The following is a 26,574-nucleotide window of genomic DNA, read 5'->3' as shown; positions in this document are numbered from 1 at the left end:
TATTCCTCAAGCCAGGATCCTTCCTCAGGCCAGAATCATTTCTTAAACCTGAATTTCCCTATGAGATCTTTTAACAGTATGGCCTGGGCGGACAGTTCCTCACTGGCAGCCGCGCTTTCCTCAGCCGTGGCCGAATTAACCTGCACCACACTGGAAATCTGTTCAATTCCCCTGGAAACCTGTTTCACGGACACGGCCTGTTCATTGGATGCGGCAGATATGATATCCACGGCCGCAACCACATCCTTCACGCCTTCCACCACATTCTTCAGGGACTTTGCAGTCTCGTCCGCGATCCGCACACCCTCGTCCACCTTTTCCAGTGAATTCTTCACAAGGGCCGCTGTTCCCTTGGATGCCTCCGCACTTTTAACGGCCAGGTTCCTTACCTCGCCTGCCACCACGGTAAAGCCTTTGCCTGCTTCCCCTACCCTGGCAGCCTCAACCGCCGCGTTAAGGGCCAGTATATTGGTCTGGAACGCAATATCCTCAATGGTCTTTAATATCTTTGCTATATCCCGGGAGCTGACGCGGATATCCTGCATGGCTGCAAGCATTTCCTGCATCCTCCTGTTGCTTTCCACTGCCTCCCTTCCCACTTCGCTGGCCCTTTTTGTGGCCTGGGCCGCATTGTCTGCATTGACCGTGATTTTCCCGGAAATATCCTCTATGCTGGCAGCCAGTTCCTCCAGGGCGCCTGCCTGTTCCGAAGCCCCCTGTGACAGGGCCTGGGCTCCTGCCGCCACCTGCTCGGAGCCAAAGGACACCTGCTCCGCGGAGATGTTGATCTGCCCAAGGATATAATTAAGGGACCCTATGATCTGTTCCAATGCTTCCCGGATAAACCGGAAATCCCCGATATAACTGTCCGCTGTCCCTACTTCCAGATTGCCCCTGGATATCTCTCCCAATATATGGGACACATCGTTTATCATCTCTTTCAGCAAATGGGTGGACGAGCGTACGCTGTCCGCCAGATGCCCAATCTCATCACTGCCCTGTACCTGTATGTCCCCATCCAGGTTCCCCTGGGCAAACGCCTCCATATTGCCGCTGATTATAGCCATGGGCTTCATCACACGCCGTATCAGTACTATGATGACTGCGCACAGCAAAACCAGGATGAACACGGACATGGATATCATGATTCCTATCATGCTGTCCCGGGTGGAATTCACCTCGGACACGGGTATGGTGGCAACGGCCAGCCAGCCCGTGCTTGTACAGTTTTTGAATTTGGAAGTATATCCTACCCCGCCATAGCTGAAATCCACCACACCATTATAATTGGAACGGACCTTTTCCTTGTAATCATCTGAAATATCCAGATCTGAGACATTCTTTCCCATGGCTGTGGGGTCATCGCTGTATATGTAATCCGACTGGTTGGACAAAAGCTCCAGATATCCCTCTTCCCCAACCCTGATGCCTGCAAGCAGTTCAGACAGGCTGTCCACATCAACATCCACCCCTGCAAATCCGATGATACCTGCCCCGTCAGCAGAAAACACAGGCGTGACCACGGAAACCACCGTCTTACCGGTAGCCGGGTCCAGATACGGGTCCGATATGACCGTGGCTTTGCTGGAGAGCACGGAATGGTACCACTTTGTATTGTTCAAATCAGCCTTCACCGTCCCGCCCGTGGACAGCAGGTATCTGTCTGTCTTTGCATCGGCAATCCACACCTGGATTACCATGGATCCCGACATCCTGTCCAACGCCCCTTTAAGTTCCCTCAGGATGATTTCCCTGTCCTCATATACATCTATATCCTCAGGCCGGGACACTGAATCAAAATAAGCCTGTATATCATGGTCAATTTCAAATACACTGATTGCCGCGGCCTTGCTGTTAAAAAATTCATCCACAATGGACACCGCATAATCGGTCTGTATATCCAGCATTTTTCCGCTAAGCCTTGAAATCGAGCCGGAGGCCACGATACAGGAGGTTACGATTAAAATCACCAGGGATGGAATTAAGACAGCCAGCACACTCAGGATAATCTTAAATGAGACGGATGATTTCCACCTGTCTGCACCTGTTCTCCCAGGCTTTGCCGGCCGGATTTTAGAATCTGACATCATATTGCCCCCGCTATCCTTTTATTGGTAAAGTAGTTATGTAATCCATTATAACGATCCTTCCAATAAAAGGCAATGAAAAGGGGAGTTTCTGGCTTATTTTCCCAATATATTTTATAAAACAGACGGATTCTGCAACACAAAGGCTGCTGCACCTGCAAACAATGATACACCAATCATTCCCAACACTGCCAGGGGCCAGTATTCTTTTATCAGCTTCATATGGGATTCCTCCTTTGCATTCATTTGATACAATTCAAAAGTGTCTGAATCCATTATACAAAATCCATGTAAAATTACCGGGTCATATTCTGTAAAATAACTGTAAGATCAAGGTGTTGTATTCATTCGTACAGGAAAAAAGATGGTGTACCAACCGGCTGCGGCCCGTACACCATCTTTTCTTATCTTCCTGCTTTTATCTTCCTGCCCTTAATTTCCTGCTCTTGCCTTCTGTCCCTGAAACTTACCCCGCCGGGATTCCGCAGCCCTTATCCTTCAATGGGGATATACTTCTTATCCTCCACCGCCGGTCTGTTCTCTGCTTTCGGGACCAGCATCTTCAGGGTGCCGTCCTCAAACTTAGCCTTGATGTCCTCCTCGGTCACCGCATCGCCCACATAGAAGCTTCTGCTGCAGGAACCGGAATAGCGCTCCCTGCGGATGTATCTGCCGTCAGACCCCTTCTCGTCCTTGCTGGTATTGGCTGTGGCCCGGATGGTAAGATAACCGTCCTTTAACTCCGCCTTCACATCTTCCTTTTTTACACCAGGCATGTTCATGGTAATCTCATAGCCTGCATCCGTATCCTTGATATCTGTATTCATCATATCAAAGGTGCTGCTTCTGCCAAATGGGTAATCAAAAAAGTCATCCAATAAGTTTTCTCCAAAAATACTAGGCATCAACATAAGTCATCTCTCCTTTTCTATGAAATAAAGTTATTGTTTTATTTGTTCTATATGTAATATAACACGCATTTCATATACTGTCAAGAGCCATTGAAAACTTTATATTTTTTTAATAATCCAATGGTTACCGTTGCGCCAACATCCCCCCTCTCCCATAAAAAGACCGGATTAGACCGGATTTTCCGTATTCTTCGTTAAATTTTGCATGAAATCATAAAATCTTACCATGGAAAAACCCGGCCATACCTCCTATACTAATAACAACATGAATTGAATGTTCTACAAAGGAGTGTATACTTATGACAAGCATGTTAGTCAGGTTCGAACAGCCAAATCAGGTAGTTGATTTTGTCAATACCATCAGCCGCTTTGATTATGACGCTGATATCAAATATGGCCGCCAGATTGTGGACGCCAAGTCCATACTGGGTGTTCTTTATCTTGCAATTTCACGTACCGTGGAACTGGTCCTTCATATTGACGAGGATGGATGCGGGGATTTGAGGAAGAAAATCGCGAAGTTCATTGTGTAGGAATGTTGTTTTATCTTAGGTTTCATACAGAAAAGCATATGGACAAAAGCCGCGGCATCCTGATATGCCACGGCTTTTGTTCAAACAATTCAATTGGAGGCCTGTTTTGAGGGTCTTTCTTTCTCCCGGACCAAGCCGCTTTCAAAGGTAACATTTACAACCGCATGATTGATTTTTGTCCCGGTAAACCGTACATCGTACTCTTTATCCTTTTTCAGGTCCGTAAGCAGGATTGCATGCGTATCACTGCTGACACTTCCATCCCAGGCGTTGCTCCATAACACCTGGTCTGCATCCCTGTCCTTTATTTCCACAATCCCATGTTCCCCATCCATTTGAAATGAAACCTCTGCGTTTAAAGCTTCCATATCCTCGGACACACAGAACAGGCGTCCATTCTCAAACGGGTCTGAATCACTGTAATTTGCGTCCATTTCCATTTCAAGGGAAAGCGTTTCATTATCAGCGGTATCCGCTGCATTCATCTGACTGCCATTGGCTTTCAGGCACGCGGTCAGGCCGGCAGCACTGATAATTCCGGCTAACAATACGGCTATATATTTTGTCTTGGACATTTCCTCTCCTCACTTGTCGGCTGCGGTTCAGTTGATTCCTTCCATATCTCACATCTTCATCATCCGCTCCAGGGCATGATCAAAGAACATTTTGTAGGACTGGCAGAAGTAATTGCGGCCTTGTCCGGTTTCCTCCCGCACCCTGCGGCAGCCGCCCCTGCAAAGGTTGAAGTACCGGCAGTTCCTGCATTCCGCGTCCTGGTTCCGGGACAGGGCAATGAACTCCTCCGCCCGTTCTTTTGCGGCAAAATCACCGAACTCCTCTTCCCGGATATTGCCCAGCTTCCATTGGTCCAGCACATAGAAATCGCAGGGGTAAACGCTTCCGTCAGCCTCCACCACATGCTGGATGCTGCATTGTCCCCGCATGTCGCACGCCTCGGGCGGATATCCCCTCAGTATGCCCAGATAGTTGTCAAAATTGCGGATGGATATCAGGCGTCCATGGCAGTAGTCGTCATGCCACAGATCGAACAGTTCACAGAGGAAACGCCCGTATTCCTCCGGGAGAAGGGAATATTCCTCCTTTCCCTTTTCCTTGCCAATGGGATCCAGGCAGGGAATGAACTGCAGATAACGGAAGTCCTTCCTGCGGTAGAACTGGTATACTTTGCGCACACTCATGGCCGTGGCCTTATTGACCACGGTCAGGATATTATATTCAGCCTTATACCGGTTGCAAAGCTCAATGGTATCCATGACCTGGGCAAATGAATCCTTCCCGTCATAATTCTTGCGGTAGCGGTTATGCGTATGTATGGTTCCGTCCAGGGAAATGCCTATAAGGAAATGGTTCTCTGCCAGGAACCGCACCCATTCCTCTGACAGAAGGTATCCATTGGTCTGTATGAAGTAGCTGATTTCCAGGTTCTTGTGATTGTGCTTCTTCACCAGTTCCACGAATTTCCGGTAAAAATCCAGGCCTATCATGGTAGGCTCCCCTCCCTGGAACCCAAAGGAACACTGGCCGGAAGCATATGTAAGCGCTTTTTGGATCAATATCCCGCTTATCTCATCCGACATGAAGCCGTAAGACGGAACCTCCCTCTTACTCATCAGATCGTGGTAAAAGCAATAGGTGCAGTTCAGGCTGCACATGCCGGAAGACGGCTTTATTAAAAGATTTAACGGCGGCATCTCATTCTTCTCCTCTTTTGGTATATTCTGCGCACTGCTGACTGTATTTATTATACACTAAAAATCCTGTCCCGGATAGCCGGATCCTTAACCATATGGATATGGCTGCGGCAGCTGTCATGTCAGGCTTCACTTGGATTGGCACAGCACATACTAGTATGACCCACACTAAATGTCAATCAGCTCCAGACAGACCTCCACCGGAATCCCCTTGAACTTATCCGCATTATCCCTGTTGCGCAGGATTATCTCCTTTACGATATCCATGGCCTTTTGGGTGCTTTCCCGCAGCCCTTCCCCTGCCAGCACCTTCCCCATAAGGACGGATGAGAAAATATCCCCAGTTCCCGGGAAACGGACCGGAATCAGTGTAAAAGGAAGGAAAAAGCGCTGTCCTGTTTTATGGTCATACCCTATCACGGTGTCATTTCCCTCCACACATGCGCTGGTGACAATCACGGATTTAGCGCCAATCTGCCTCAGCCTGTCAATCAGATTCCCGGCCTCTTCCTTTGTGATGCCGTCCTTTTTGTACGGCATCCCGGCCAGGTACACGGCTTCCGTGTAGTTGGGCACGATATAGTCCGCAACTTCGGTGAGCCTGCGCATGTGTCCTACGGTCTGCTGCGTAACCCCATTATAGAGTTTTCCCTCATCCCCCATGATGGGGTCCACGAAAATCAGTGTCCCGTTCCCCGCCTGCTCCCTGCAATACTCCGCGATTACCCCTGCCTGAAGCTCAGACACAATAAAACCAGTCGAAACCGCGTCAAAACAGAACCCCAGTTCCTTCCATACGCCAATGGTATTCCTGATGTAACCGGTTGTCTCTAAAATATCAAATTTACCATAATCCAATGTGTTGGATACCAGCGCCGTGGGCAGGTTATATAGGTTATATCCCATATGGGACAGGACCGGGATCATGGCAGAAAGCGCCACCTTTCCATAGCCCGCCAAATCATTAATCAGTAAGACCTGCTTGTCCATTTTTCCACCTTCCAATCTCTTATTCTGTTTTATATCCATGGAACCCATGGTGCTTCCAGGGCCATTCGGATGCCCTGCGGTATCTATTATAAATGTTTTATATGCTGTCTGCAATGAATTTCAGGGCACATGGTACAGGTCACAAGGCGCAGGGCACATACCACAAAACGCCTCCCCTGCACAAGAGGAAGCGTCCTGGATTTATACGATGGAGATCATGATTCGTCCATGACCGGTGTCACAGCGCCATGGGGCACATCTGCCGTTGCCGTTTCACACCTGATATGGCGGCACACCAATATAAGCGTGATACCCAGGCACACGGTCTCCGAAACCGTTGGCGCCCACCAGATTCCCTTGCCGCCGGCCAGGGCGATACATCCGGCCAGGGCCGCAGCCATGATTACCATCCCCCTTCCCAGGGAAATGACAAGCGACTCCTTTGGCCGCTCAATGGCTGTAAAATATCCCGCGCCCACAATATTGAAACCCAGTACCAGGAATGATATGCTGAATATCCGGAACACGGCGGCAGAATACACCCTCAGGCTTTCCAGGTTTTCAGAAATAAACAGGGAAACCATCCCATCCGCCCCTGCCATGGAGCCAAGGAATGCCGCTCCCGCCATACCCACCGCTGTTGTAACCGCATACCTGAGCAGCCTGCTGCACGCCGCCCGCTGTCCTTTCCCATAATAAAAGCTGATTAACGGCTGGATTCCCTGGGCAATCCCCACCATGGACATGACCACTATGGTATTCACATAAGCAATGATTGTATAGCTGACAATCCCCTGCTCCCCGATATAACGTAAGATGGCGTGGTTAAACAGGAACACCGTGAAACCAGCCGATAATTCCGTAAGTCCTGAGGAAAGCCCGATTTTCACCACCCTGCAGAACTGCCCGAAGCTCCAGTCAGGTCTTGCAAACCTGATGGTTGCCTTTTCCCCAAGGAAATGCTTCAGGTACAGGAATACGGTCAGCATCTGCGAAATCCCGGTTGCAACACCGGCTCCCCCTATCCCCCAGCAAAATACCATGACAAACAGATAATCCAGGACACAGTTTGTCAGCGCGCCCGTTGTCACCGCAATGGCTGCAAAGCGCGGATACCCATCGGTCTTTACCAGGGTCTCAAACGTATAGGAACTGATAAAAAACCAGGTAAAGGGCAGGATGGAAAGGATATAATGCCGCACATATCCCACCGTGGACTCCGTTGCCCCTAAAAACATTACCAGCGGATCCAGACACAGCCACACCGCAGCCATAATAACAGATGCAATGACACCCGACACTGCCAGGTTCTGCGTATTAGCCTGATTGGCCTCCCTGTGCTTCCCCTGTCCCAGGAAAATAGCCACAATGGTGGATGTTCCCACTGCAAAAAGGATGGACACGGAAAACAGGAAATTCACAAAGGGGGATGCAATATTAACAGCTGACAAAGCCACCTCCGACACGCCCCTGGCCACAAACATCCCGTCCACCATGGTATACAGTGCAAATATCCACTGCGCCAGAACAGACGGCCAGACAAACCTCCAAAATGCTTTCTTCAGCGACACTCCTTCGAAATTCATGATCCTTCTCCTTCATATTCACACAACTAATCTTGCAAATAAAGTATAAACCTTGGTATAATACCAAGGTAAACAGCAATTTTTGCCATATTTAGGAGAGCTATCATGTCAACATTTTATAAAATCGGGGAGATTGCAGCATTATACGGCATCAGCACGGACATCCTGCGCTATTACGAGGAGCTTGGCATCCTGGTTCCCCGCCGGGCGCCCAATGGCTACCGTGTCTACCGCACAGAGGATCTGTGGTGCCTCAATGTCATCCGCGACCTGCGCCAGCTTGGGTTTTCCATGGATCAGATACGCTCCTATATTGAAAACAGAAGCATCGGTTCCACCCTGGAACTGTTCCGGAAGGAAATGCATGTGATAGACCAGCAGATTGCAAGGCTGAACTCCCTGCGGGAGAACATCATAACCAGACGTGAAACCATTACCCAGGCCGGAGAACTTGTCCTTGGCCAAATCAGTTTAAAAGAAATGCCGCCCCGTCCCTGCCACCGGATCATGCAGAGCTATGAGACGGACGAGGAAATGGACATCCTGATTAAACAATTGGTTTCCTTTGGGCCGGACCGGCAGTATATCATCGGCAACAACCAGATGGGTTCCTTCGTCAACCTGTCAGACGCCCTGGACGGGCGCTGCCAGCAGTATGACGCTGTCTTCATCCTTCACCCGGATGGGGAACACCGCATCGAGGCCGGCTCCTATCTGTCCGTATGCTACTGCGGCAGTTTCAGACAGACCCGCACCTATGTGCCCCAGCTCCTCCAATACGCCAGGGACAATGGCATGGCAATCCGCGGTCCTCTGCTGGAGCTTTTATGGATTGATATCCATACCACCAAGCATGTGGAGGAACAGGTGACGGAGCTGCAGCTGAAGGTGGAGGTCCACTAGACAGGGCGGGTCCATCCATTACTGGACCCGCAGATCCACAAACACTGTTTTGATCCCATCCCCTGTTTTCTCAAATGAAACAGACAGTACAAAATCATTCATCACACCATCTGTTTTAAGGAAATAATCCAGGCCCACACCGCTTCCATCCCTATATGGATACAGTTCCGCCAGCGGCGTGATATTTCCTGCCGTAAATGGATTGTCAATCTTTACTGCAGGTCGGTCCGCATCAAGGCCCTGTAAGGCAAGCCTGATTCCATCCGGCCCAGTTCCCCTTACATCATCAAATAATGACAGGAATCCCTGGTAGTCTTCCTTTGATAACCGTTCAGCGGCATGATTGGCAAAATCAATTAATTCTGATCCGTCTTCCAGATGTTTGATTTTAGCCTTTGTCAGCGCTGTAATGGCTGGATCCGCTGTGGGCGGGGATACCTTAACCGCATCGGTCCCCAGCAGACCTATTCTTTCCTTCTCCGTCTTTATGACATCCAACTGTCTGTCAAGATAGGCAAACACGTATTTTTTATACAGAATGGACGCAGCCTCCTCCGCCAGGGTTTCACCTGTGTAGTCATCTACATTTTCCAGCACATGTTTCAGGAATTCATCCAGATATGTCATATTCACCCTCCCCCGTTAACTATCAGTCCCAGGTTTGCAGGTCCCGGGTTTAGAGGTCCCAGGCTAACAGTTCCCAGCCTGAAGCGTTCCTCCGATTTCAAACATTTCCTTGGGGTATCCTTTTATGAGAATGCCATAATGGGAACCATATGTGCCGGACGGGTTGACTATAGCTGTCTTTTTCATCTCTTCCCTGCCATACTCAATCCCGCTGATTACAACACAAAACTGTCTGGTGCCGCGGGCATCCATATACCAGACCGTATCGTTTACACCTGCGCTTCCCTGAACCACCTGTCCGGTCACCACACAATCCCCGCTTTTCATGGCAAATGTATCTTCAATACGGTATATGAACAGCGGTTCCTGGCTTTTCTTTTTCTGAAACATACGAAACATACATGGTTCCCCCTCACTTTATCGTCCTGCTGCGGTTGGTTCAATATCCTTCTTCATTGAATATCCCATTTCCTCCAGCACATCCACACCATCCAGAACAATTTCCCCCGTCCCTTCAAAGCTTATCCCCATCTTCCTGCACTGACGGATGGCCTTTGCTATCATAGACGGCTGATTCATATTAACCAGAACTTCCTCTCCTGAAAACAATGCCGGATATCCGCTGTTAAGCATGAAATGGTCCCCCAGTTCAAATACCATCCGTACCCATGCTTTTGGCCGGGATGGCATTCCAACCAGCAGATAGGGATTTTTAGTATATTTAAAATCCTCATACCGGAACAGCCACCTGTATTCAATGCCATCTACCACAATCCTTCTGAAATGCCGCATACTGCCATTGCTTCCTGCCGGTACCGTCATGGTGCTTCCTCCTCTGATGTCCAATGCAGACATACCCGTTCCCGTATCCTGCAGCCTGCTGATATCCAGACAGTCCAACGGCATGGAACCGGGTTCTCCTGTCCTTAGAAAGTAACCGCTATCTAATCTTAGCCGGAACCCCTACCGCGACCGCATAATCAGGGATATCCCGGATTACGGCTGCACCGGCTCCAATCACAACTTCTTTTCCCACTTTGATATCATCAATAACCGTACTTCCAATTCCTATAAAGGACTTCCTTCCAATCCGTGTATGTCCAGCTATGGACACTCCCGGACAGATATTCACAAAATCCTCCACCACGCAGTCATGTTCCACAATCGCACCGGTATTTACAATGCATCCAATCCCTATGCGTGCATTGGGGTTGACTACCGCGCGGGCCAGTAAGGTACACCCCTGTGAGATACAGGATGACGGACTGATTATGGCAGTGGGATGGACGATGGTTGCCAAGGTAATCCCCCATGACTTCAGTTGGGTGATTTTCTTCTCACGCAGTTCATTGCTGCCAACCGCAACAATAACCTCATCATATGATTGGAGGAAATGCTCCAAATCAACCTTCGCCTCTTCATGGATCCGGTATCCCGGAATCTCCCTGTGGCCTTTTTCCTTCATGTCCAGAAAATCAATCTCACCATATTGCCCCATTGCCAGGGCGCAGTCCAGTGTTACGGTTCCCTGGTCCCCTGCTCCCCAAATCAGTAATCGCTTCATGTCCATTTCCTCCATTCTGTTACATATTCCCCAGCCGCCCCGCTGGTTGAAAATGATTTCATAACCTCTTTGGTAATGCGGGATTACAATTACCATCCTCACACATCCGCTGTTTCACTTCCAATATGGCTCCCGCAAACCCCTGAACCTGCCGTAACACCATTCCGCCATATCCATCCATTCCCACCGGTCCAAAACGGCCCATGGAGCAAGCCCGCATTCTATATGTTTTTCCATCAATTACAAGAAGGACGCAGATCTGCTGCACATATTCCCTGTCCGCTGTCAGTCCATCCAGCCTTACATCCATACTGTCAATACGCGGCACCGCTATATACTGGATATGAAAAGGATTCAAAATAAAAAGTGCCGCCAGCTCTCCGCGCTCCTCATCAAGCCAGAATGTACTCCATTCCATTTTACATTCCTGGCTGGCATGAAAGGACTTTTTAAACGGCAGCCCCTGCCTGAGCCAATACAGCAGGAACGGGGAACCGATGAACCATGCAGCATATAGGGGAAGCAGCCAGAAAAACAGAGGGCTGATCCTGGTTCCGGTACTAAGCAGACAATCCACCAACGGCCAAAGAGCCAGCATGACGATATAATACAAGTAATCTACCTTCTTCATTACCCCTCCCATCCACCTGATTCAGCTTGATAATCCCATCACAAATCCCGGCATATTACCGGTTATGGCTATATATACGGCTACCAGAATTGCGATTATAACAAGAAAAAGGAAATAAAAAAATATACCCAGAAGAATATACCGGATTATCCTGGCAAACAGGGATTCCTTCCTTCGTTCTGTACCGGTGCCGGCTGATTGCATACGGGTTGAGTGTGTACGGTTTGAGTGTGTACGGGTTGAGTGTGTACGGGTTGGATGTTTGGGGGCAGTCTTTATATGGCCGGTCTTTCCTGTTATTGCTTCCGCTTTGCTATCCTCCATATCACCTTTTGTTTCCGCTTCCCCTTTTGCCTTCACATCTCCTTTTACTCCCACTTTCCCCTTTGTTTCCGCTTCCCCAATCATATCCTTCATACGCCCAGTCAAAGCAGCCACGGATTCCACCACTTCACTGATTGCCTGCATGGTACACTCCGGACAGGTCTCACCTCTGTAGCTGTTTCCGCATACAGGGCATTTATGTACGAACTCAGCTGCCCCGCAGTTCGGGCACTGTAAACAACTGTCCTCTATCTCACTTTTGCAGTATGTACAAATTTTCATTATCCACCACCCAAATGAATCTTTGGCTTTCCTTACTTAGTTTTTATCAACCATCTTCCCAATCATTTCCATGGTTACCGAATCCGTATTCAATCTCAAAGAAACTCCGCTATATTAATACATGGATGTATTTTCTTTTCCGTATCCAGACCATGCCGCATATCATATTCCTTGATTGCCATACGGTATATTCCAGCCAATGTAGCTATATTAAGATGTGGGTCCCCAAAATGATAAGATGCATTTTGAATCATCTCTTTTAGTATGTCATTCATCTCATCCTGAATCTTTTTCGTGATATTCCGGATTTTCATCTCCTGACGGAAAGAAACCCCATAAATCCTTTCATATCCCTTCATCCCATGTATATTCCAGAATGTATCATAAAATGGCACAGCATACGCGCGCAGCCAGTCCCACATGATTTCCGGGTCCGACACATTGGGATTATCAAGATGACAGCGGCTGCATAACAGGACAAAATTAGAAGGGGTATCCCGGCCTCCCAGGGAATGGGGTATGATATGGCATCTCTCCAGCCCTCTTTTGCACCCACATCGCCAGCACCTTTCGTGGGCTTCAGCAAAATCCACGCTTAACCCGCACTCATCCTCATGACCAATCCAATAATCCACTATCTGCCCTTTTGTGGTTTTTATTCTTTCTCTTTCGGACACAGACTTCCCTCTTTCCAGCCATTTATTTTGACGATTATAAAACAATTATAGCAGAAAACAGCGGTACTGTCGCTTATATTAAAAATCATTCATGATAGGGTCACTATATAAAAAATACAGAATATATTAATCATAAATCAACCATTAGGAAATTATCATGAATCAATTCAAATCACTACCACTAACTGCTGCGCAGCTTTCTGAGGACTCTATAATCCCGGAGGTTTCTTCTACTGAAAATCTGTCTGTTGACCCGGACTTTTTAGTTGACCCGGATTTCTCAGTCCCGGATTACGAGGTTATGGTCCCATCATATGATGATGATATCGACCCGGACTTTTCAGTCATGCCGCCATATTATCCAGACCGTCCAATTTATCCGCCCGTTAATCTGGCACCCATGCCCTGCCTTTTCTGTAACAACAATCACTGGCAGCGCGGGGCTGTCCGTTTTCTCAATGCTGCAACAGGCTATAATGCATTTACTATCTATATTGATAACCGCCCTGTTTCCTGGAACCTTGATTTTCCGGAGCTGACCCGCTATGAGCGGATATCCCAGGGATATCATACCTTTTCCATAGCGTCAAATGGGTACACCTATCTCCGCAAGTCCCTGTATGTCGGGGATGGAATGGCTACCATTGCAATCATCAATTCTTCCAGGGGACTGAATCTGATTTCAATTCCAGATACCACATGCCCCATGTCATATTCCAACGCATGTTTCCGGGTATGCAATCTGGCGTATTACAGCGGCGCCATTAATGCCGCCATTGGAAATGTGTACTTTAACTCAGTCAGCTTCAGGCAGGCCGCCAGCTTCAGTTCCATGATGAGCGGAAACTATACGGTCCATGTTTCCCGTTCTGCCAGACCGGAAACAACATTGGTCACCACCACTGTTTCCATGCGCCCAAGACGTATTTATACACTTTATATATTAAACTGGAATCCATCGCCGGATACGATTCAGACGTTAATGGTCGAGGATAGAAGGGATTAATTATGTAATATTGATAACAGCCATGATGACAGGGATTCTCCCCAGAACATCCGGCCTTAAAGAATAAAATCCCCTCCTTTCCGGCATCCTAACAGAAAGACCGGAAAGGAGGGGATATTTATGATGATATATCCCATTTGTCCTGATTATCAAAACCAGAATGGACTGACCTATGACCCATCCGCCCATTTTGATTTGAACCATATGAATGGATATCATGAAAATGATTGCGGCTACAGCCTTAATGATATGAATGGGCTGACTTATGTGGATGAGGTGCAGTTTGCTTATCCGGGGGATGTGTAGTTGGAGGGGGGCTGGGTTGCTTTATGATGGCTTAAATATTAGTATTATCGGTTGTGTGTGTATCAACAGGAGACCGTTTCAAATTTTGTGTAAACTCAAAAAACTTGAAACTCTCTCTAAAGCCAGTCTACTGCTTTCTGGAAATTTTCGGCTTGCTGCACCTCATCCAAAAATACATAATTCTTATTGCTCTTTATCAGCTTACTCTCCACATATTGATATAGCTTTTCTAATGTGCGGATACTGCGATAGTCACCGTCCTCTAAATTAACGGTTATGATTTGCTCCTCTTCCACTCCATTTTCTTTTAGATAGAATTGAAACCATTCAAACATTGTTGACTTACCACAGCGGCGGATTCCGGTTACTACCTTTATCAACTTTTTATCTTTAAAACTGATTAAATCTTCAAGATATTCATTTCTTTCAATCAATTGTTACACCTCCTCGTAGATTTTGTAAATCCACAATAGCATATTCTTGCTTTTTGTAAAGTTTGTAAAATACATTTTTTAAATCTTTAATTTTTTGATGTTTGTAAAGTATATTATTATATACCCTTTTTTCAATATTGTACGCAGGAAACACCCTGATGATTATTCATGCCACATATAACGCTCAAATACTTTACTTTTTATAATTTATCCCAATCATCTGCGCCTGGTTCATCTTGTCCTTCCTGCCAGTCAGATACGTCATGTTCCTCTTCTTAAACCCAGGCCACAGCCCAGACTGATTTTTACAACCATGCCATGGATTTCAGGCCCTCAGCGTCTTTGCCTCTTCTCTCTATGTATATGGGACCATCCTCGATTACATAGCCATTATAAGAGTGTTTGTTGTTTTTTATGAAGTTGCATAGTTCCATATATAGACCTGTTGGTTACTAAATCCCCACCGAAGTCCGGTCATACCTCCATATGTCTTTTCATTTCTTATGGTATTATTCTGATTCGTTTTACACTACGCGAACCCAATCATCCATTTTTAATTATATCATGTAAAAAGGCCAGCCATTTTTTCGTTGGCTGACCTTGAATTTTTTCCATATATCGCTTAGATACCTTCCTACATCTGTGGAAAGGCAAAAAAGTCACTATAACCTGTGGTATTACTCCCTATTTTTTCTTAAAGCCACAATTCCGCATCATAATCACCGACTCGACATGTATTGAGTGTGTGAATAATATTCCTTCAAGGCGTAGTTTGGCCTTAAAGGATATATCAATATGAACACCACATTACAGTATTGTCTCATTACCTATTATGCAATTACTTACCAAAATACATTTCTTTATCGTTTCTATATTTCGACACTATTCGACAATTGCCTCCACATGCGGTGGGACGGAGGTTTTATACTACATGGCAAAAGTATTTTCATTACATTATGGTAGGGTAAATTTCTTCGTGAATTTTGCCTCTCTTACCCCTTTTGAATGAAAATCACCCCTTTGTGAATAAATTTACCCCTTTAATATCCTTCCCACAAAAATTGAACTTTGCTAAGTTAAAGTTACCTTTCCTTAGTCCATTACCCGGTACTCTCTTTACAATTCTTATAACAGCTGTTCTTCTATAATTATTCACACTTACAAACTTTACATAATTTGATCACATATACATATGTTATATCAAAAATAGAAATACTAATTAGCAAACAAACACTAAATATATCATTAGCAGACTTTATAATTATTCAAAGCTGTTTGTATATTTTTCCTTTAAGTATTTTGGAGAAGGATACCATTCTTTATTTTGCGGATAAAGAATTCTTTTATAAATATCTTTAAAATTTTCATTTTGAGTTTCAATCGTCCCATCTGGCTTTATCTTTAATAATCCTTTGTCATAAGCAATTTCATGATTTGTACATAAACATAATCCATTTTGTATTTCATCACTACCACCTTCTGCCACTGGTACAATATGAGCGGCTCTTAATATTTTTGGCTCTTTTATACCACAAATTGCACAGGTACTATTATATGCTTTCAAAATATCTTTTCTAAACTTTCCCTGTTTTCTATATGGTTGTTTTATTACTTTTTCTGTCCATTCTCTATTTCGATACGGAAATTTGTTTCTAATTTTTTCTTCATCTTCAATTATTAATGTTTGTGCCTTTTTATCCCATTTCGCAATAGGTAACATATAATACCTTTCCGTTGTCATATCCAGAAATACTGTACCTACTTCAAAAAGCGAAATCATTACTCTCATTTCATCTTTACTATGATACATATCAAATGTAATCGGAAAGATAAATCCTTCTTGAAGATTTTCTAGAACCTCCTCTTTTATAGACCTATTCCTTTTTTCCCTAATAGCTGCATTATTGTACTCTATCAAAAGTTGTTTTGTGAAGTATCGTATATCATTTATCATGCGCTTATCCTTTCATAGTTCTCTTTAATTATTCCATAACGCACCAGCGTTTCGCAAAAATTTTCCAGATGCTTACTGTCAAAAAGAATTTTGCTATGAAGTATTCCTTTTGCCCCCAAGTAAGGGTTTTGCCAGATTGTATCTTATGTCCAACAAAACCCTCATTTTCAAACTATCCAGCGTTATCCCCGTCCCCCTATCTGCGGAAGCTTATTCATCTCACCTTTCGCAAAAACACAACTCTATTTACTCCAAATAATCCCACAAACCCGCGTGGAATCAACCTTTCCGCACGAGAAGCACGGCGGTTTCAACATGCCTCGTAGCCGGAAACATATCCACCGGACACACCCCCTCCGCCGCATACCCCAGCTTCTTCATATACCGCACATCCCGAACCAGCGTCTCCGGATTACAGGACACATAAACCACTTTCCCTGCGCCAAGCTTAGCAATTGAATCCATAAACTCTTCCGTACTTCCGCTGCGCGGCGGATCCATAATCACCACGTCCGCCTTATCCCCGCGTTCAGCCATATTCACCATGAACCGGCCAGCATCGTTGCAGTAGAACCGGATATTATCAATATCATTCATCTTAGCATTATTCACTGCATCCTTCACCGCGTCCTGGTTCAGTTCCACGCCAATCACCTGTCCGGCCTGTCTGCTGGCGATAATACCGATTGTACCAATGCCGCAGTATGCATCAATCACCACCTCTTGTCCCTTAAGCCCAGCCAGTTCCAGTGCTCTTCCATACAGGACTTCGGTCTGCACCGGATTTATCTGGTAGAAAGACTTTGACGAAATCCTGAATTTACACCCGCACAGTTCGTCCACAATATAACCTTTGCCATACAGCACATTCTCTTTATTCCCCAAAACCATACTGGTACCGCGGCCATTAATATTCTGTATTATGGTAGTTATCTCCGGATGCTTCTCCCGAAGTGCCTTCACAAAATTATTTTTAGATGGAAATACCGGGGACGCGGTAACCAGCACCACCATGATTTCATTCGTTGAAAATGCCCTCCGAATCAGCACATGGCGAAGAAGCCCGTATCCCGTATCCTCATCATATGTGCGGATTTTGAAGGATTTAAGCATTCCCCTGATTGTACCGATGATTTCATCAGCCTTTTTATCTTCAATCATACATGTTTCCACAGGAATCACATCATGACTGTTTTCCTGATAGATACCAGAGATAATATTTCCTCTTTTATCCCTGTCAAATACAGCATGTACCTTATTGCGGTAGTGAAATGGATCCTTCATTCCTATTATCGGTTTTACGGGACATACTCCCCGAAATAAATCTTCCACTACCTTTTGTTTGCGCTTTAGCTGCTCCGTGTACTCCATATCCAGCATCTGGCATCCGCCACAATATTTTTCAACCGGACAAAGGCTTCTCTTCTTCCCTGTCTTCTTCCATTCTGTCTTTTTCCCGCTGACGTTCCCGTGGACCACATCTTTTTCCGCACTATTCTTCTGCAATTTATATTTTTTTGCTTTATCTTCCAGTGTTTCCGTCCGCAGATGCCCTCTCTTTTCTACCTTTCCTCTTCCTTCTGACGCCTTACGCCCCACCCTTTTTTCTTCATTATCGAATCCAACTCTTTTACCCCTGTCTTCTGTGTCCTTCCCCTTTATCCCATAGACTGCTTTCGTCCTATATCCCGGATTACTCTTCCCATCCTCTTCCCTTACTCTTATACCACTGCCAAACTCCCCAAAACTGCTATTTGGGTTTCTTGGCTTTCTCGTCTTTCCCGGAACTACAGCCTTCCCGTCCATCTTATTAGAAACACTTTTATAAGCAGTGCTCCTCTTATCCGCATTGCTATTACTCATGCCCCTGTTTCCCACACTGCTTACGCTGCTACCAACGTATCCATTACCTGCATTGCCATAAGCCTTCCCCCTATTATCCACACGGCTATTACCCGCGCCTCTATTAGCTAGACCGTCATTACCCATGCCGCCATTACCTGCACTGCCCTTACCCACTCTTCTATTACCCATACCGCCGTTCCCAGCACTCCTACTTCCAACCTTCCCGTTACCACTCTTATGATTCCCAGCACTCTGAGCCATTCCCTCGTTCTCCTATCACTCTAATTAATCATCTTCATAATTCAAAATATATCTGTAATAAAACCCTATCGACATTTTACCATACATTTCATCTAATGTGTAAATATAACGAAACAGGAACGCCATAATTACTACGATAATTATCACTATAATCACCGTTGCAATCACCACTTCAATTACCACTGAAATCACAGCTACCTGTTCTGAACAATCCCCCTCCTCACCCCCCATCTGTTGCAACAATTGGCTTCCCCATTTTTTTACTCTTCAACCAATCAACAGTCTAACCGCCTCATCCCAGCCGCCATCTCCCCATCCTTTTCCAGAAAAACATATATAACCAAAACAAGAAACCGGAACCGCCCAAGTCCACCCTCCTGGAAAGTTCCATCTTCCCACCCAGGCAGCAAATCCTGAACCACATTCCGGTTTCTTCTCATATTTCCAATTTCTCTAACCAGTCCCCCTAGTTTCTTCCGATATTCCCAATCTCTCTAACCAGTCCCCCTGGTTTCTTCCGATATTCTCAATCTCTCTAACCAGTCCCCCTGGTTTCTTCCCACATCCCCAATACCTCTAACCAGTCCTCCTGGTTTCTTCCCACATCCACAATCTCTCCATCCAGTCATCCTATATCGCAGCCGTAACCTCCTTCAGCCACTCCCTTTCATCCTCTGTCAGATGGGGACCAATCTTCTCATACACCTGCCTGTGATATTCATTGAGAAGCTCCACATCCCGCTCAGTCATCAATGACTTCTCAACAGCATCTAAATCAATGGGCACATAGGTCAGGAATTCAAACTTAAGGAACTGACCGTACTCATTCTTCTCGTCCTTTACGCACAGGGTCAGGTTCTCCGTACGGATGCCGTGACTTCCCTCTATATATAATCCCGGCTCATCGGATGTTACCATTCCCGGCTCCAGAACCCCATTGTCCTGGCGCTCAGGCACCATCTTAAAACGGATTCCGTTAGGCCTCTCATGGCAGCTTGAAAGATAGCTGACCCCATGGCCCGTGCCATGCTCAAAGTTAAGCCCTCTGCTCCACAATGGCTCCCTTGCCACATAGTCAATGCTCAGACCGCGGCAGCCATAGAGGAACTTCACCGCCCCCAGACGCAGCATGCTCATAAGCACCAGGGTAAAATGCTCCTTTTCTTCTGCTCTCAGCGGCCCCACTGCAATGGTCCTGGTGATATCGGTTGTCCCCTCATAATACTGTCCGCCGGAGTCAATGAGATACAGCCCCTTTGGCTCTAATGGTATGTTGCTTTCCTCGGTTGCCGAGTAATGGCACATAGCCCCATGTGCTCCGTATGCGGATATGGTTGCAAAGCTGGGGCTGATGCATCCCTCCTGCTCCTTACGAAGGTTTTCCATATATTCACATACGCTGAGTTCATCCATGGGTATCTTTCCTATGTTCTTCTTCAGCCAGTAAATGAATTTTGTCACAGCCACGCCATCTTTGATATGGGCTTTTTTCACATTTTCAATTTCCACATCGTTCTTTATGGGCTTCATCAACGCAGTTGGGTTCATCCTGTCTATTATCTTATTGGAACCGTCAAGCAGTCGGTAGATAGCATAGTTCACCCGGCTTTTTTCCAGTAGCACCTTCTCATTCCTGAGTCCCTCCACCGTGTCATACACTTTATCATATGGGAGTATGGTAACCCCTATACCCTCCAGATATTCCCTGGTAGTCGTACTATCCTCATTATCCAAATATGGATATGCCCTGCCACGGATTACATCCTCATTGATAAACAGATACAGCTGATTCATGGTCAGGACTACATAAGACAACACCACCGGATTATAAAGGATATCGTCCCCGCGGATGTTCAAAAGCCATGCAATGTCATCCAATGCAGTCAGCACATGGACGGTTGCATGTGCCTTCTTCATGGCCTCGCGCACATCTGCGATTTTTTCCTTGCTGCATTTACCTGCATACTGTTCCGCCAGTACCCAGGCTGGCTGTGCAGACAGGGCAGGGCGGTCCTTCCATATCCTTCCAATGAGGTCCTCTCCATAGGAAATCCTGATATTCCTGTCCTCTAGCATGTCTTCCAGGTTCAGACCCACGGCAGCATTGACCACGCGGCCGTCAAACCCAAGACAGCCCCCGGCCGGAAGCTTGTGGTCCAGATATTCCTCAACCTCAGGAACGCCTTCGTGCCCCATTTTCATCATGGTGACAGATGAACCCTCCAGCTCATGGGCCGCCTGAACAAAATACCGTCCATCCGTCCACAGACAGGCCTCGTCCATGGTAACCACTGCGGTTCCGGATGAACCGGTAAATCCGGTTATATATTTCCTGCATTTAAAATGCTCCCCTACATACTCCGTCTCATGATAATCTGCCGTAGGCACCAGGTATGCGTCCATGCCCTGTTCTTTCATCAAAGCGCGGAGCGCGCTCAGTCTCTCCTGAATCACGTTCATTGTTTTTCCCTCTCTTTTCTTAGCTTATATTCCCTGCATCTAAACCGGATCATGGCGCATGGCATCCTCAATGGCTGCCCCGATTCCCTCGTTATAGGTGGGCTGCGCCCTCATGGCAAAGGACATTTCCTGGGCTGTCAGGCCGTTGGCAATGGCTGTTGCAATTTCGCCAATCATATCCGTTGCCCTGGGACACATCATCTGCGCACCCACAATGGTATTGGAATATGCCTCGAACAGCAGCCGGATAAAGCCATGCTCTTCGCCGGTGATAATGGATTTGCCATTATCCCTCATGGAAAAATGTCCGCAGCGCACCTTGAGTCCGCACGTTTTGGCGATTTCCTCCGTGATTCCCACCGTGGCAATCTCCGGGTCTGTATATATACAGTTTGGCACAATTGGAAGCGATACAAACATACCATTGGGTACAACCTCAAGCTTAATGCTGTGGGGCCTTCCTGCGATTTTTTCCACCACATAGGTACCCTGGGCAGCCGCCACATGGGCCAGCTGTGTCCTGGCAGCCACATCCCCGATTGCATACACGCCTGGCTCACTGGTCTCAAAATCACTGTTCACCGCAATCTTGCCGTCCTTCATGTCCAAGGAAATGTCTTTGCCCAGAAGACGTGACACATCCGGCCTGCGGCCGATTGCCATCAGGATCTGTCCTGCCCGCGTCTTAACCGGTTCGCTTCCGTCATTTGGCGTAATGACACAGCTTAAGCTGCCTTCCTCCTCCAGGATCTCTGTTACCGTGGCATCACAGTATACCTTAATCCCTTTACGCCTGAGTTCATTTTCCAGTTCCACTGACATCACATCATCCATGGGGGCCATCAGGTGCTTCTGCTTTTCCACAATGGTCACCTGGGAACAGAGATTATTGAACATGGTTGCGAATTCCACCGCAATCACACCGCCGCCCATGATAGTCAGGCGGTCAAAATTCCAGCTTTCCGCTGCCAGCAGGCGGTCGCTGTTCCATACCCCAGGCAGGCTGGCTCCCGGTATGTCGTTCATGATCGGCACGGCGCCTGTTGCCAGGATGACGGCATTTCCCTGAAGGAATTCACGGCCGCCCTCTGCCAGTTCCACCTCCACTGTCCTGTCCCTGCGCAGCCTGGCGGTTCCATGGATAATATCCACATCCAGACGCTCAAAACCGGCTTCAATCCCTTCCCTGTACTTTGCCACCGCCTGCTTCTTATACTTCTGCATCTTACCAAAATCAAATGCAATGAAGTCTGTTGACACTCCGAACGCATCGCAGTTCTGCATCATATGGAACATATCCGATGCATGGAGCAGCGCCTTGGTCGGGATGCACCCCCGGTTCACACAGGTGCCTCCAATCTTCTTTGCTTCTATGAGCGCCACAGAAAGTCCAAACTGCGCCGCCTTAAAGGCAGCCGTATATCCTCCCGGTCCTGCGCCGATTATCACAACATCATATTTCCTAGCCATATGTAAATCTCCCATCCTGTTATATTATATCCATCCGAAATGCCTGCAGGCCTTCCATACCCCATCCCGGTTAATATCATCCGTAACATAATCCGCCACCATCTTCAGTTCCTCCACCGCGTTCCCCATGGCGATGCCGGTTCCCGCCTCCTGGACCACCTCATAGTCATTCATGCTGTCGCCAAATGCAACCGTGTGCTCCATGCTGATTCCGTAGTGCTGGCAGATACGCAGAAGCCCCTCTGCCTTGGACGCCTCCTTCTCCACCACATCCGCGCCCATTTTCCCGGAAAACATAGGGAATTTGAACTCAGGGAAATGCTCCTCCAACTCCTTTGCCCGGTCAGGCCCACCTATGTATACCAGTGTCCGCACCGGCAGTTCCATCAGCTCCCATCCATCCCTGAAATTACGCTCTGACACACCCCAGCGCAGTTCATCCATGCGCACAACCCCTTCGGGATGGATATAATAATCATATCCCCCTGTACCGATTCCAATGGAAATGCCGTTTTCATCCGCATAGGTCAGAAGGCGCTCCAGACGTTCCTTATCCATTAAATGCTCATACAGGACATTTCCCTCTGCAACCACCTTGGTTCCATTCATATGGATGACTGCATCCGGCTTAATCATATCCCGGTACATCGAACTCATCTCATGGTCCATGTTCCTGCCGCTGGCAATGACAATCACGGAATCCTTCCTGAGATGCTCCAGCGTTTCCATTGCACTGGCCGGGATTTCCCATGTTGCATGGTCCAGCAGCGTCATATCCAAATCAAAGCTGAATATCCGTTTCTTAACAGCATTTTCCTGTGTCATTTTACATTCTCCTGAATAAATTAAAATTAGGGCTTTTCAAAATGAAAAATCTTTGCTATAATACTAGAGGTTCACAAATAGTAACGGAGTATGGCGTAGCTTGGTAGCGCGCTCGGCTGGGGGCCGAGAGGTCGCAGGTTCAAATCCTGTTACTCCGACGATGCAGACCCTTGATTTTACTGGAAATCAAGGGTTTTTTTGTTATCCTCTTTCCAGTTTACATAAGTGGTTTTTCTAACATTCTTCTAACACTCTGCTAACATTTTCCCAGAATTTAATGAAAATGAATCTTTTCCATTATATCGCATTCCCAGTTAATCATCAAGCCATGTCAGCCGAATCTGATATGAATCCTCCTATGGAACTGTCCCGATACGTAAAATATGCCTCGCCTCCAGTTCCGCCTTATCCGGCCAAGGGCCTCCCTGTCCTCGAAATAAAAATCCGGACTGGACATCTTAACAGATATACAGCCCGAATTCCATTCATTAACTTCTACTTGTATTATTATGGTTCATACCATCTTCCAATCCTACTTATAAACAGCCAGCCCATCCATCAATATAACCGGGTCATCATAGAAATTATCCGTCACCAGGGAAACCTCCACGCGCACCGTGTTCTGTCCGGAAACGTCCGCGCCGAAATAAATGGTCTTTTCATTATAATGGATATCCGGTGATGTATAAAGGACCGTATCATTATCCCCATACACCGTTATCCTTGCCATCAGGGCGCTGTCAAACTGGGATGACGGGGCCACGGCTCCTGCAAGCAGCTTATATTCACCCTTGGTGTCATACTTTACATAACTGCCTTTTCCTTTCAGACGGATTGCATTGGTCCAGCGTTCCCCGCTGGCATTCTTGCCGGAAGTGATTATATTATATCCTTTTGTGGAAAATCCCTCTGACATATTCTGAATCAGGTAAGGGGTGTTAAGGTCCATGGTGTTGGCAGGCTCTACCTGTCCCTCTGCCGGAACCCATACGCCGTCCTGTCCAAGCTGCCGGCCGTCGATTGTTGTATTGACTGCCATTGCCCCGTTTGGAAGCAGGAAATACCACTTGTCGTTGTCCTTGAACCAGCCGTTCTGCATAACGCCCGACTGATCCATATAATACCATATGCCGTTTATCTGCTGCCAGCCGGTCTTCATATAACCATCTTTATCAAGATAGTACCAGTTCCCATTATCCTTAACCCACTCATTGTAAGCAAATTTGTTAGCGCCTCTCTGATATTTCCATTGATCATTCACATATTTCCATGTACCTGCATAGGCGGGTACTGCCATAATCACACTCAGCGCCAAGGCTGTCAATGTCATTGCCAAACGTTTCTTCATGTTGAATCTCCTTTCATCAACCACCGCATCTGCTCTATTCAGGGCAGAATCAAAACTTCCTGCACTTGTTACATTATAATTCATTATCCATTTTTATGCAACTGTGTCTTTATTCCAGCAAGGCTGTTAAAATATGTCTGGATCCCTTGACAAGCCAAACTGTAAGTATTATGGTTACAGTATAGGATGTGTATTTATATTTACATATTCCCATAGGACAAACATTAACCAATACCTGAAATGGTATTTCACCGAAAGGAGACGTAATATGAATACACGTGGACACAGTATCATGAAAATGAGGGGCAGCGCGGATATTTCCTATTTAGGGCGTACCGTTGACCAGATGGTGTGGGATTTCATGGATAAGGAGCAGATTGACGGGCTGACCCTGGCCATTGTCCAGGCCCCATACATACCACGGGTGACTGGCTATGGTTACTCTGACCGCGGACAGAAGAGGCTTGCATCCCCTAACACCATGTGGCCTGTGGGACCTGTCTCACAGGCATTTGCAGCCGTAGCAATCATGCAGCTTTACGAACAGGGAATTGTGGATGTCAATGCTCCGGCTGGAAACTATTTACCGGAGCTGCCCGATACCTGGAAAGCCGTTACCGTACTTTGTCTGCTCCGCCATGCATCAGGTATTGCGGACTACAGGACGGCAGAGGGATTTGACCCACGCCGTGGCGGGACGCTGACGGAACGATTGGGACCGGTCATCTGCCAGCCGCTGCATTTCACGCCTGGCACGGATGTGGAACAAAGCGCAACCAATTTCCTGCTGCTTACGGAGATTGTGGAACGGACCAGCGGCATGAGCTATCATGATTTTGTAACAGAACATCAAATCCATTATCTTGACCTGCAGCATACCGGCTTCCATGAGGACCTGGAGAGTTTTCCACATGAGGATGTAAGCCTTACGGATAATGTCCACCAGGCCTTCAAATCGGATAAACAGTATATCAACCCCACCGAACCAGCCGCTTCTTACCATGAGGACGGTACACTGTTTAATCCGGCTGACGCAGCCTCCCTCCCCGGGTTCTCCGACATATGGGCATCTGCCCAGGATATCTCACATTGGGACATTGGGCTGGCTGGTTCTGTGCTGATACATAATCCCGAAAACCGGGCATTGATATACGCACCATGGAAACTGCCGGATGGGCGGACGGTTCCTGCTGTGGCTGGCTGGCAGTTTTACCATCACAGAGGACTGATGGATATTAAGGGTTCTGTTCCCGGCTACTCTTCCTTCCTCAGCCGTTTCACAGATTCCTCGGAACTGGTTTGCGTCACCCTGCTGGCCAACAGGGAAGGGGTGGATTTTACCAATCTTGGACGCAGGATTGCCGGGGCATACGGAGACCTTCTGTCCACCAATTACGACGACAACCGCCTGTATCTGACGGAAGGCCAGCTTCCTGTAAAGGAAACAGTTGAACGTCTGGAAAACGCCCTCAAAGCCCAGGACATCCCTCTCTTCGCCAAATTTGACCATGCAAAAAATGCTGCAGACGCAGGTCTTACCCTGCGCCCCACAACCGTCCTTGTATTCGGTTCGCCCAAGGTGGGCACAGGACTTATGCAGGCTGACCAGAGCATTTCCCTGGAGCTGCCCCTCCGGATTTCAATTTGGGAAGATGAGGCCGGCAGTACCTGGCTGGCATTCCCAAGGTTGGATAATATGGCACAAGAGTACGGGCTGTCCGGTCACCCCGTCATACCAAAAATGCAGTCACTGCTGGAAAAGCTGGTCAGAACAGCAGCCAATGTCTATTAATACGTACCGATAGGGAGAATGGACTTTAATACGCTCTATAGTATCA

25 protein-coding genes and 1 tRNA gene are annotated in these 26,574 nt (G+C 47.1%); 6 read left to right on the top strand and 20 right to left on the bottom strand.

The genetic code is table 11. From position 1 onward, the window contains the following. Positions 1–35: 35 nt before the first annotated feature. Both LK536_RS50535 and LK536_RS50530 read right to left on the bottom strand, forming a co-directional pair. On the bottom strand, positions 36–2,087 hold the full coding sequence (locus LK536_RS50535; RefSeq protein WP_506092202.1) for a methyl-accepting chemotaxis protein: 2,052 nt from the start codon (positions 2,085–2,087) through the stop codon (positions 36–38). Between the two features lie 491 nt (positions 2,088–2,578). Further along, on the bottom strand, positions 2,579–2,998 hold the full coding sequence (locus tag LK536_RS50530) for an Hsp20/alpha crystallin family protein (protein ID WP_008721053.1): 420 nt from the start codon (positions 2,996–2,998) through the stop codon (positions 2,579–2,581). A 299-nt stretch (positions 2,999–3,297) separates the two neighbouring features. On the opposite strand from LK536_RS50530, the gene LK536_RS50525 reads away from it, so the two are divergent. After that, positions 3,298–3,531, top strand: coding sequence for an HPr family phosphocarrier protein (locus tag LK536_RS50525; protein ID WP_025483754.1), 234 nt, complete (start codon positions 3,298–3,300; stop codon positions 3,529–3,531). Between the two features lie 89 nt (positions 3,532–3,620). Here the strand turns inward: LK536_RS50525 and LK536_RS50520 are convergent, their stop codons facing one another. The 4 genes from LK536_RS50520 to LK536_RS50505 all read right to left on the bottom strand — a co-directional run bounded on the left by LK536_RS50520 (position 3,621) and on the right by LK536_RS50505 (position 7,819). Further along, a complete protein-coding gene (locus LK536_RS50520; RefSeq protein WP_227796734.1) occupies positions 3,621–4,106 on the bottom strand; it encodes a DUF4624 family lipoprotein in 486 nt (161 codons plus the stop codon). 48 nt (positions 4,107–4,154) lie between these two features. Further along, positions 4,155–5,243: an anaerobic sulfatase maturase gene (locus LK536_RS50515; protein WP_008721049.1), complete on the bottom strand. Its 1,089-nt coding sequence runs from the start codon at positions 5,241–5,243 to the stop codon at positions 4,155–4,157. Positions 5,244–5,411: 168 nt separating this feature from the next. Further along, complete coding sequence (locus LK536_RS50510) at positions 5,412–6,233, bottom strand: pyridoxamine kinase (protein ID WP_227796733.1); 822 nt, start codon at positions 6,231–6,233, stop codon at positions 5,412–5,414. A 215-nt stretch (positions 6,234–6,448) separates the two neighbouring features. After that, positions 6,449–7,819, bottom strand: coding sequence for an MATE family efflux transporter (locus LK536_RS50505; RefSeq protein WP_227796732.1), 1,371 nt, complete (start codon positions 7,817–7,819; stop codon positions 6,449–6,451). Positions 7,820–7,924: 105 nt separating this feature from the next. Between LK536_RS50505 and LK536_RS50500 the strand changes: the two genes are divergently transcribed. Further along, positions 7,925–8,722: a MerR family transcriptional regulator gene (locus tag LK536_RS50500; protein WP_025483759.1), complete on the top strand. Its 798-nt coding sequence runs from the start codon at positions 7,925–7,927 to the stop codon at positions 8,720–8,722. Between the two features lie 18 nt (positions 8,723–8,740). On the opposite strand, the gene LK536_RS50495 is transcribed toward LK536_RS50500, so the two are convergent. From LK536_RS50495 to LK536_RS50465, 7 genes are all read right to left on the bottom strand, one after another. Next, positions 8,741–9,349, bottom strand: coding sequence for a hypothetical protein (locus LK536_RS50495; protein WP_227796731.1), 609 nt, complete (start codon positions 9,347–9,349; stop codon positions 8,741–8,743). Positions 9,350–9,412: 63 nt separating this feature from the next. Continuing rightward, positions 9,413–9,748: a hypothetical protein gene (locus LK536_RS50490; RefSeq protein ID WP_227796730.1), complete on the bottom strand. Its 336-nt coding sequence runs from the start codon at positions 9,746–9,748 to the stop codon at positions 9,413–9,415. Between the two features lie 18 nt (positions 9,749–9,766). Next, on the bottom strand, positions 9,767–10,255 hold the full coding sequence (locus LK536_RS50485; RefSeq protein ID WP_227796729.1) for a hypothetical protein: 489 nt from the start codon (positions 10,253–10,255) through the stop codon (positions 9,767–9,769). 34 nt (positions 10,256–10,289) lie between these two features. Further along, positions 10,290–10,913: an acetyltransferase gene (locus tag LK536_RS50480; protein ID WP_120058188.1), complete on the bottom strand. Its 624-nt coding sequence runs from the start codon at positions 10,911–10,913 to the stop codon at positions 10,290–10,292. A 58-nt stretch (positions 10,914–10,971) separates the two neighbouring features. Then, a complete protein-coding gene (locus LK536_RS50475) occupies positions 10,972–11,544 on the bottom strand; it encodes a hypothetical protein (protein ID WP_227796728.1) in 573 nt (190 codons plus the stop codon). A 21-nt stretch (positions 11,545–11,565) separates the two neighbouring features. Then, positions 11,566–12,150 (bottom strand): zinc ribbon domain-containing protein, encoded by a 585-nt coding sequence (locus tag LK536_RS50470; RefSeq protein ID WP_227796727.1) that lies wholly within the window; start codon positions 12,148–12,150, stop codon positions 11,566–11,568. Positions 12,151–12,245: 95 nt separating this feature from the next. Beyond that, positions 12,246–12,827, bottom strand: coding sequence for an HNH endonuclease (locus tag LK536_RS50465; protein ID WP_227796726.1), 582 nt, complete (start codon positions 12,825–12,827; stop codon positions 12,246–12,248). A 157-nt stretch (positions 12,828–12,984) separates the two neighbouring features. Here LK536_RS50465 and LK536_RS50460 point away from each other — a divergent pair, with 157 nt between their 5' ends. Both LK536_RS50460 and LK536_RS50455 read left to right on the top strand, forming a co-directional pair. Continuing rightward, positions 12,985–13,833: a DUF4397 domain-containing protein gene (locus LK536_RS50460; protein ID WP_227796725.1), complete on the top strand. Its 849-nt coding sequence runs from the start codon at positions 12,985–12,987 to the stop codon at positions 13,831–13,833. 120 nt (positions 13,834–13,953) lie between these two features. After that, complete coding sequence (locus LK536_RS50455; RefSeq protein WP_227796724.1) at positions 13,954–14,139, top strand: hypothetical protein; 186 nt, start codon at positions 13,954–13,956, stop codon at positions 14,137–14,139. A gap of 116 nt (positions 14,140–14,255) precedes the next feature. On the opposite strand, the gene LK536_RS50450 is transcribed toward LK536_RS50455, so the two are convergent. The 6 genes from LK536_RS50450 to LK536_RS50425 form a co-directional block, all read right to left on the bottom strand. Further along, positions 14,256–14,573, bottom strand: coding sequence for an AAA family ATPase (locus tag LK536_RS50450; RefSeq protein WP_227796723.1), 318 nt, complete (start codon positions 14,571–14,573; stop codon positions 14,256–14,258). Between the two features lie 1,261 nt (positions 14,574–15,834). Next, complete coding sequence (locus LK536_RS50445; protein ID WP_227796722.1) at positions 15,835–16,527, bottom strand: HNH endonuclease; 693 nt, start codon at positions 16,525–16,527, stop codon at positions 15,835–15,837. A gap of 279 nt (positions 16,528–16,806) precedes the next feature. Continuing rightward, positions 16,807–18,561 carry a 23S rRNA (uracil(1939)-C(5))-methyltransferase RlmD gene (gene rlmD, locus LK536_RS50440; RefSeq protein WP_227796721.1) on the bottom strand — a complete coding sequence of 585 codons (1,755 nt, stop codon included), beginning with the start codon at positions 18,559–18,561 and terminating at the stop codon, positions 16,807–16,809. Between the two features lie 702 nt (positions 18,562–19,263). Continuing rightward, positions 19,264–21,093, bottom strand: coding sequence for an aminopeptidase P family protein (locus tag LK536_RS50435; RefSeq protein ID WP_227796720.1), 1,830 nt, complete (start codon positions 21,091–21,093; stop codon positions 19,264–19,266). A 39-nt stretch (positions 21,094–21,132) separates the two neighbouring features. Next, on the bottom strand, positions 21,133–22,563 hold the full coding sequence (lpdA, locus tag LK536_RS50430; RefSeq protein ID WP_008721020.1) for a dihydrolipoyl dehydrogenase: 1,431 nt from the start codon (positions 22,561–22,563) through the stop codon (positions 21,133–21,135). 24 nt (positions 22,564–22,587) lie between these two features. Then, positions 22,588–23,388, bottom strand: a complete 801-nt coding sequence (locus LK536_RS50425) for a Cof-type HAD-IIB family hydrolase (protein ID WP_227796719.1) — start codon at positions 23,386–23,388, stop codon at positions 22,588–22,590. 84 nt (positions 23,389–23,472) lie between these two features. Here LK536_RS50425 and LK536_RS50420 point away from each other — a divergent pair. After that, positions 23,473–23,546 (top strand) — tRNA-Pro (locus LK536_RS50420). Positions 23,547–23,920: 374 nt separating this feature from the next. Here the strand turns inward: LK536_RS50420 and LK536_RS50415 are convergent. After that, positions 23,921–24,736, bottom strand: a complete 816-nt coding sequence (locus LK536_RS50415; protein WP_008720985.1) for an NPCBM/NEW2 domain-containing protein — start codon at positions 24,734–24,736, stop codon at positions 23,921–23,923. Between the two features lie 268 nt (positions 24,737–25,004). Between LK536_RS50415 and LK536_RS50410 the strand changes: the two genes are divergently transcribed. Beyond that, the gene (locus tag LK536_RS50410; RefSeq protein WP_227796718.1) at positions 25,005–26,528 is read left to right on the top strand and encodes a serine hydrolase; all 1,524 of its coding nucleotides are present in this window, start codon (positions 25,005–25,007) and stop codon (positions 26,526–26,528) included. The last annotated feature ends 46 nt before the right edge of the window (positions 26,529–26,574 follow it).

Origin of the sequence: Clostridium pacaense (assembly GCF_020709765.2) — a bacterium.
Lineage (GTDB): Bacteria > Bacillota > Clostridia > Lachnospirales > Lachnospiraceae > Enterocloster > Enterocloster hominis.
This window is presented reverse-complemented; position numbering and strand designations above follow the sequence as displayed.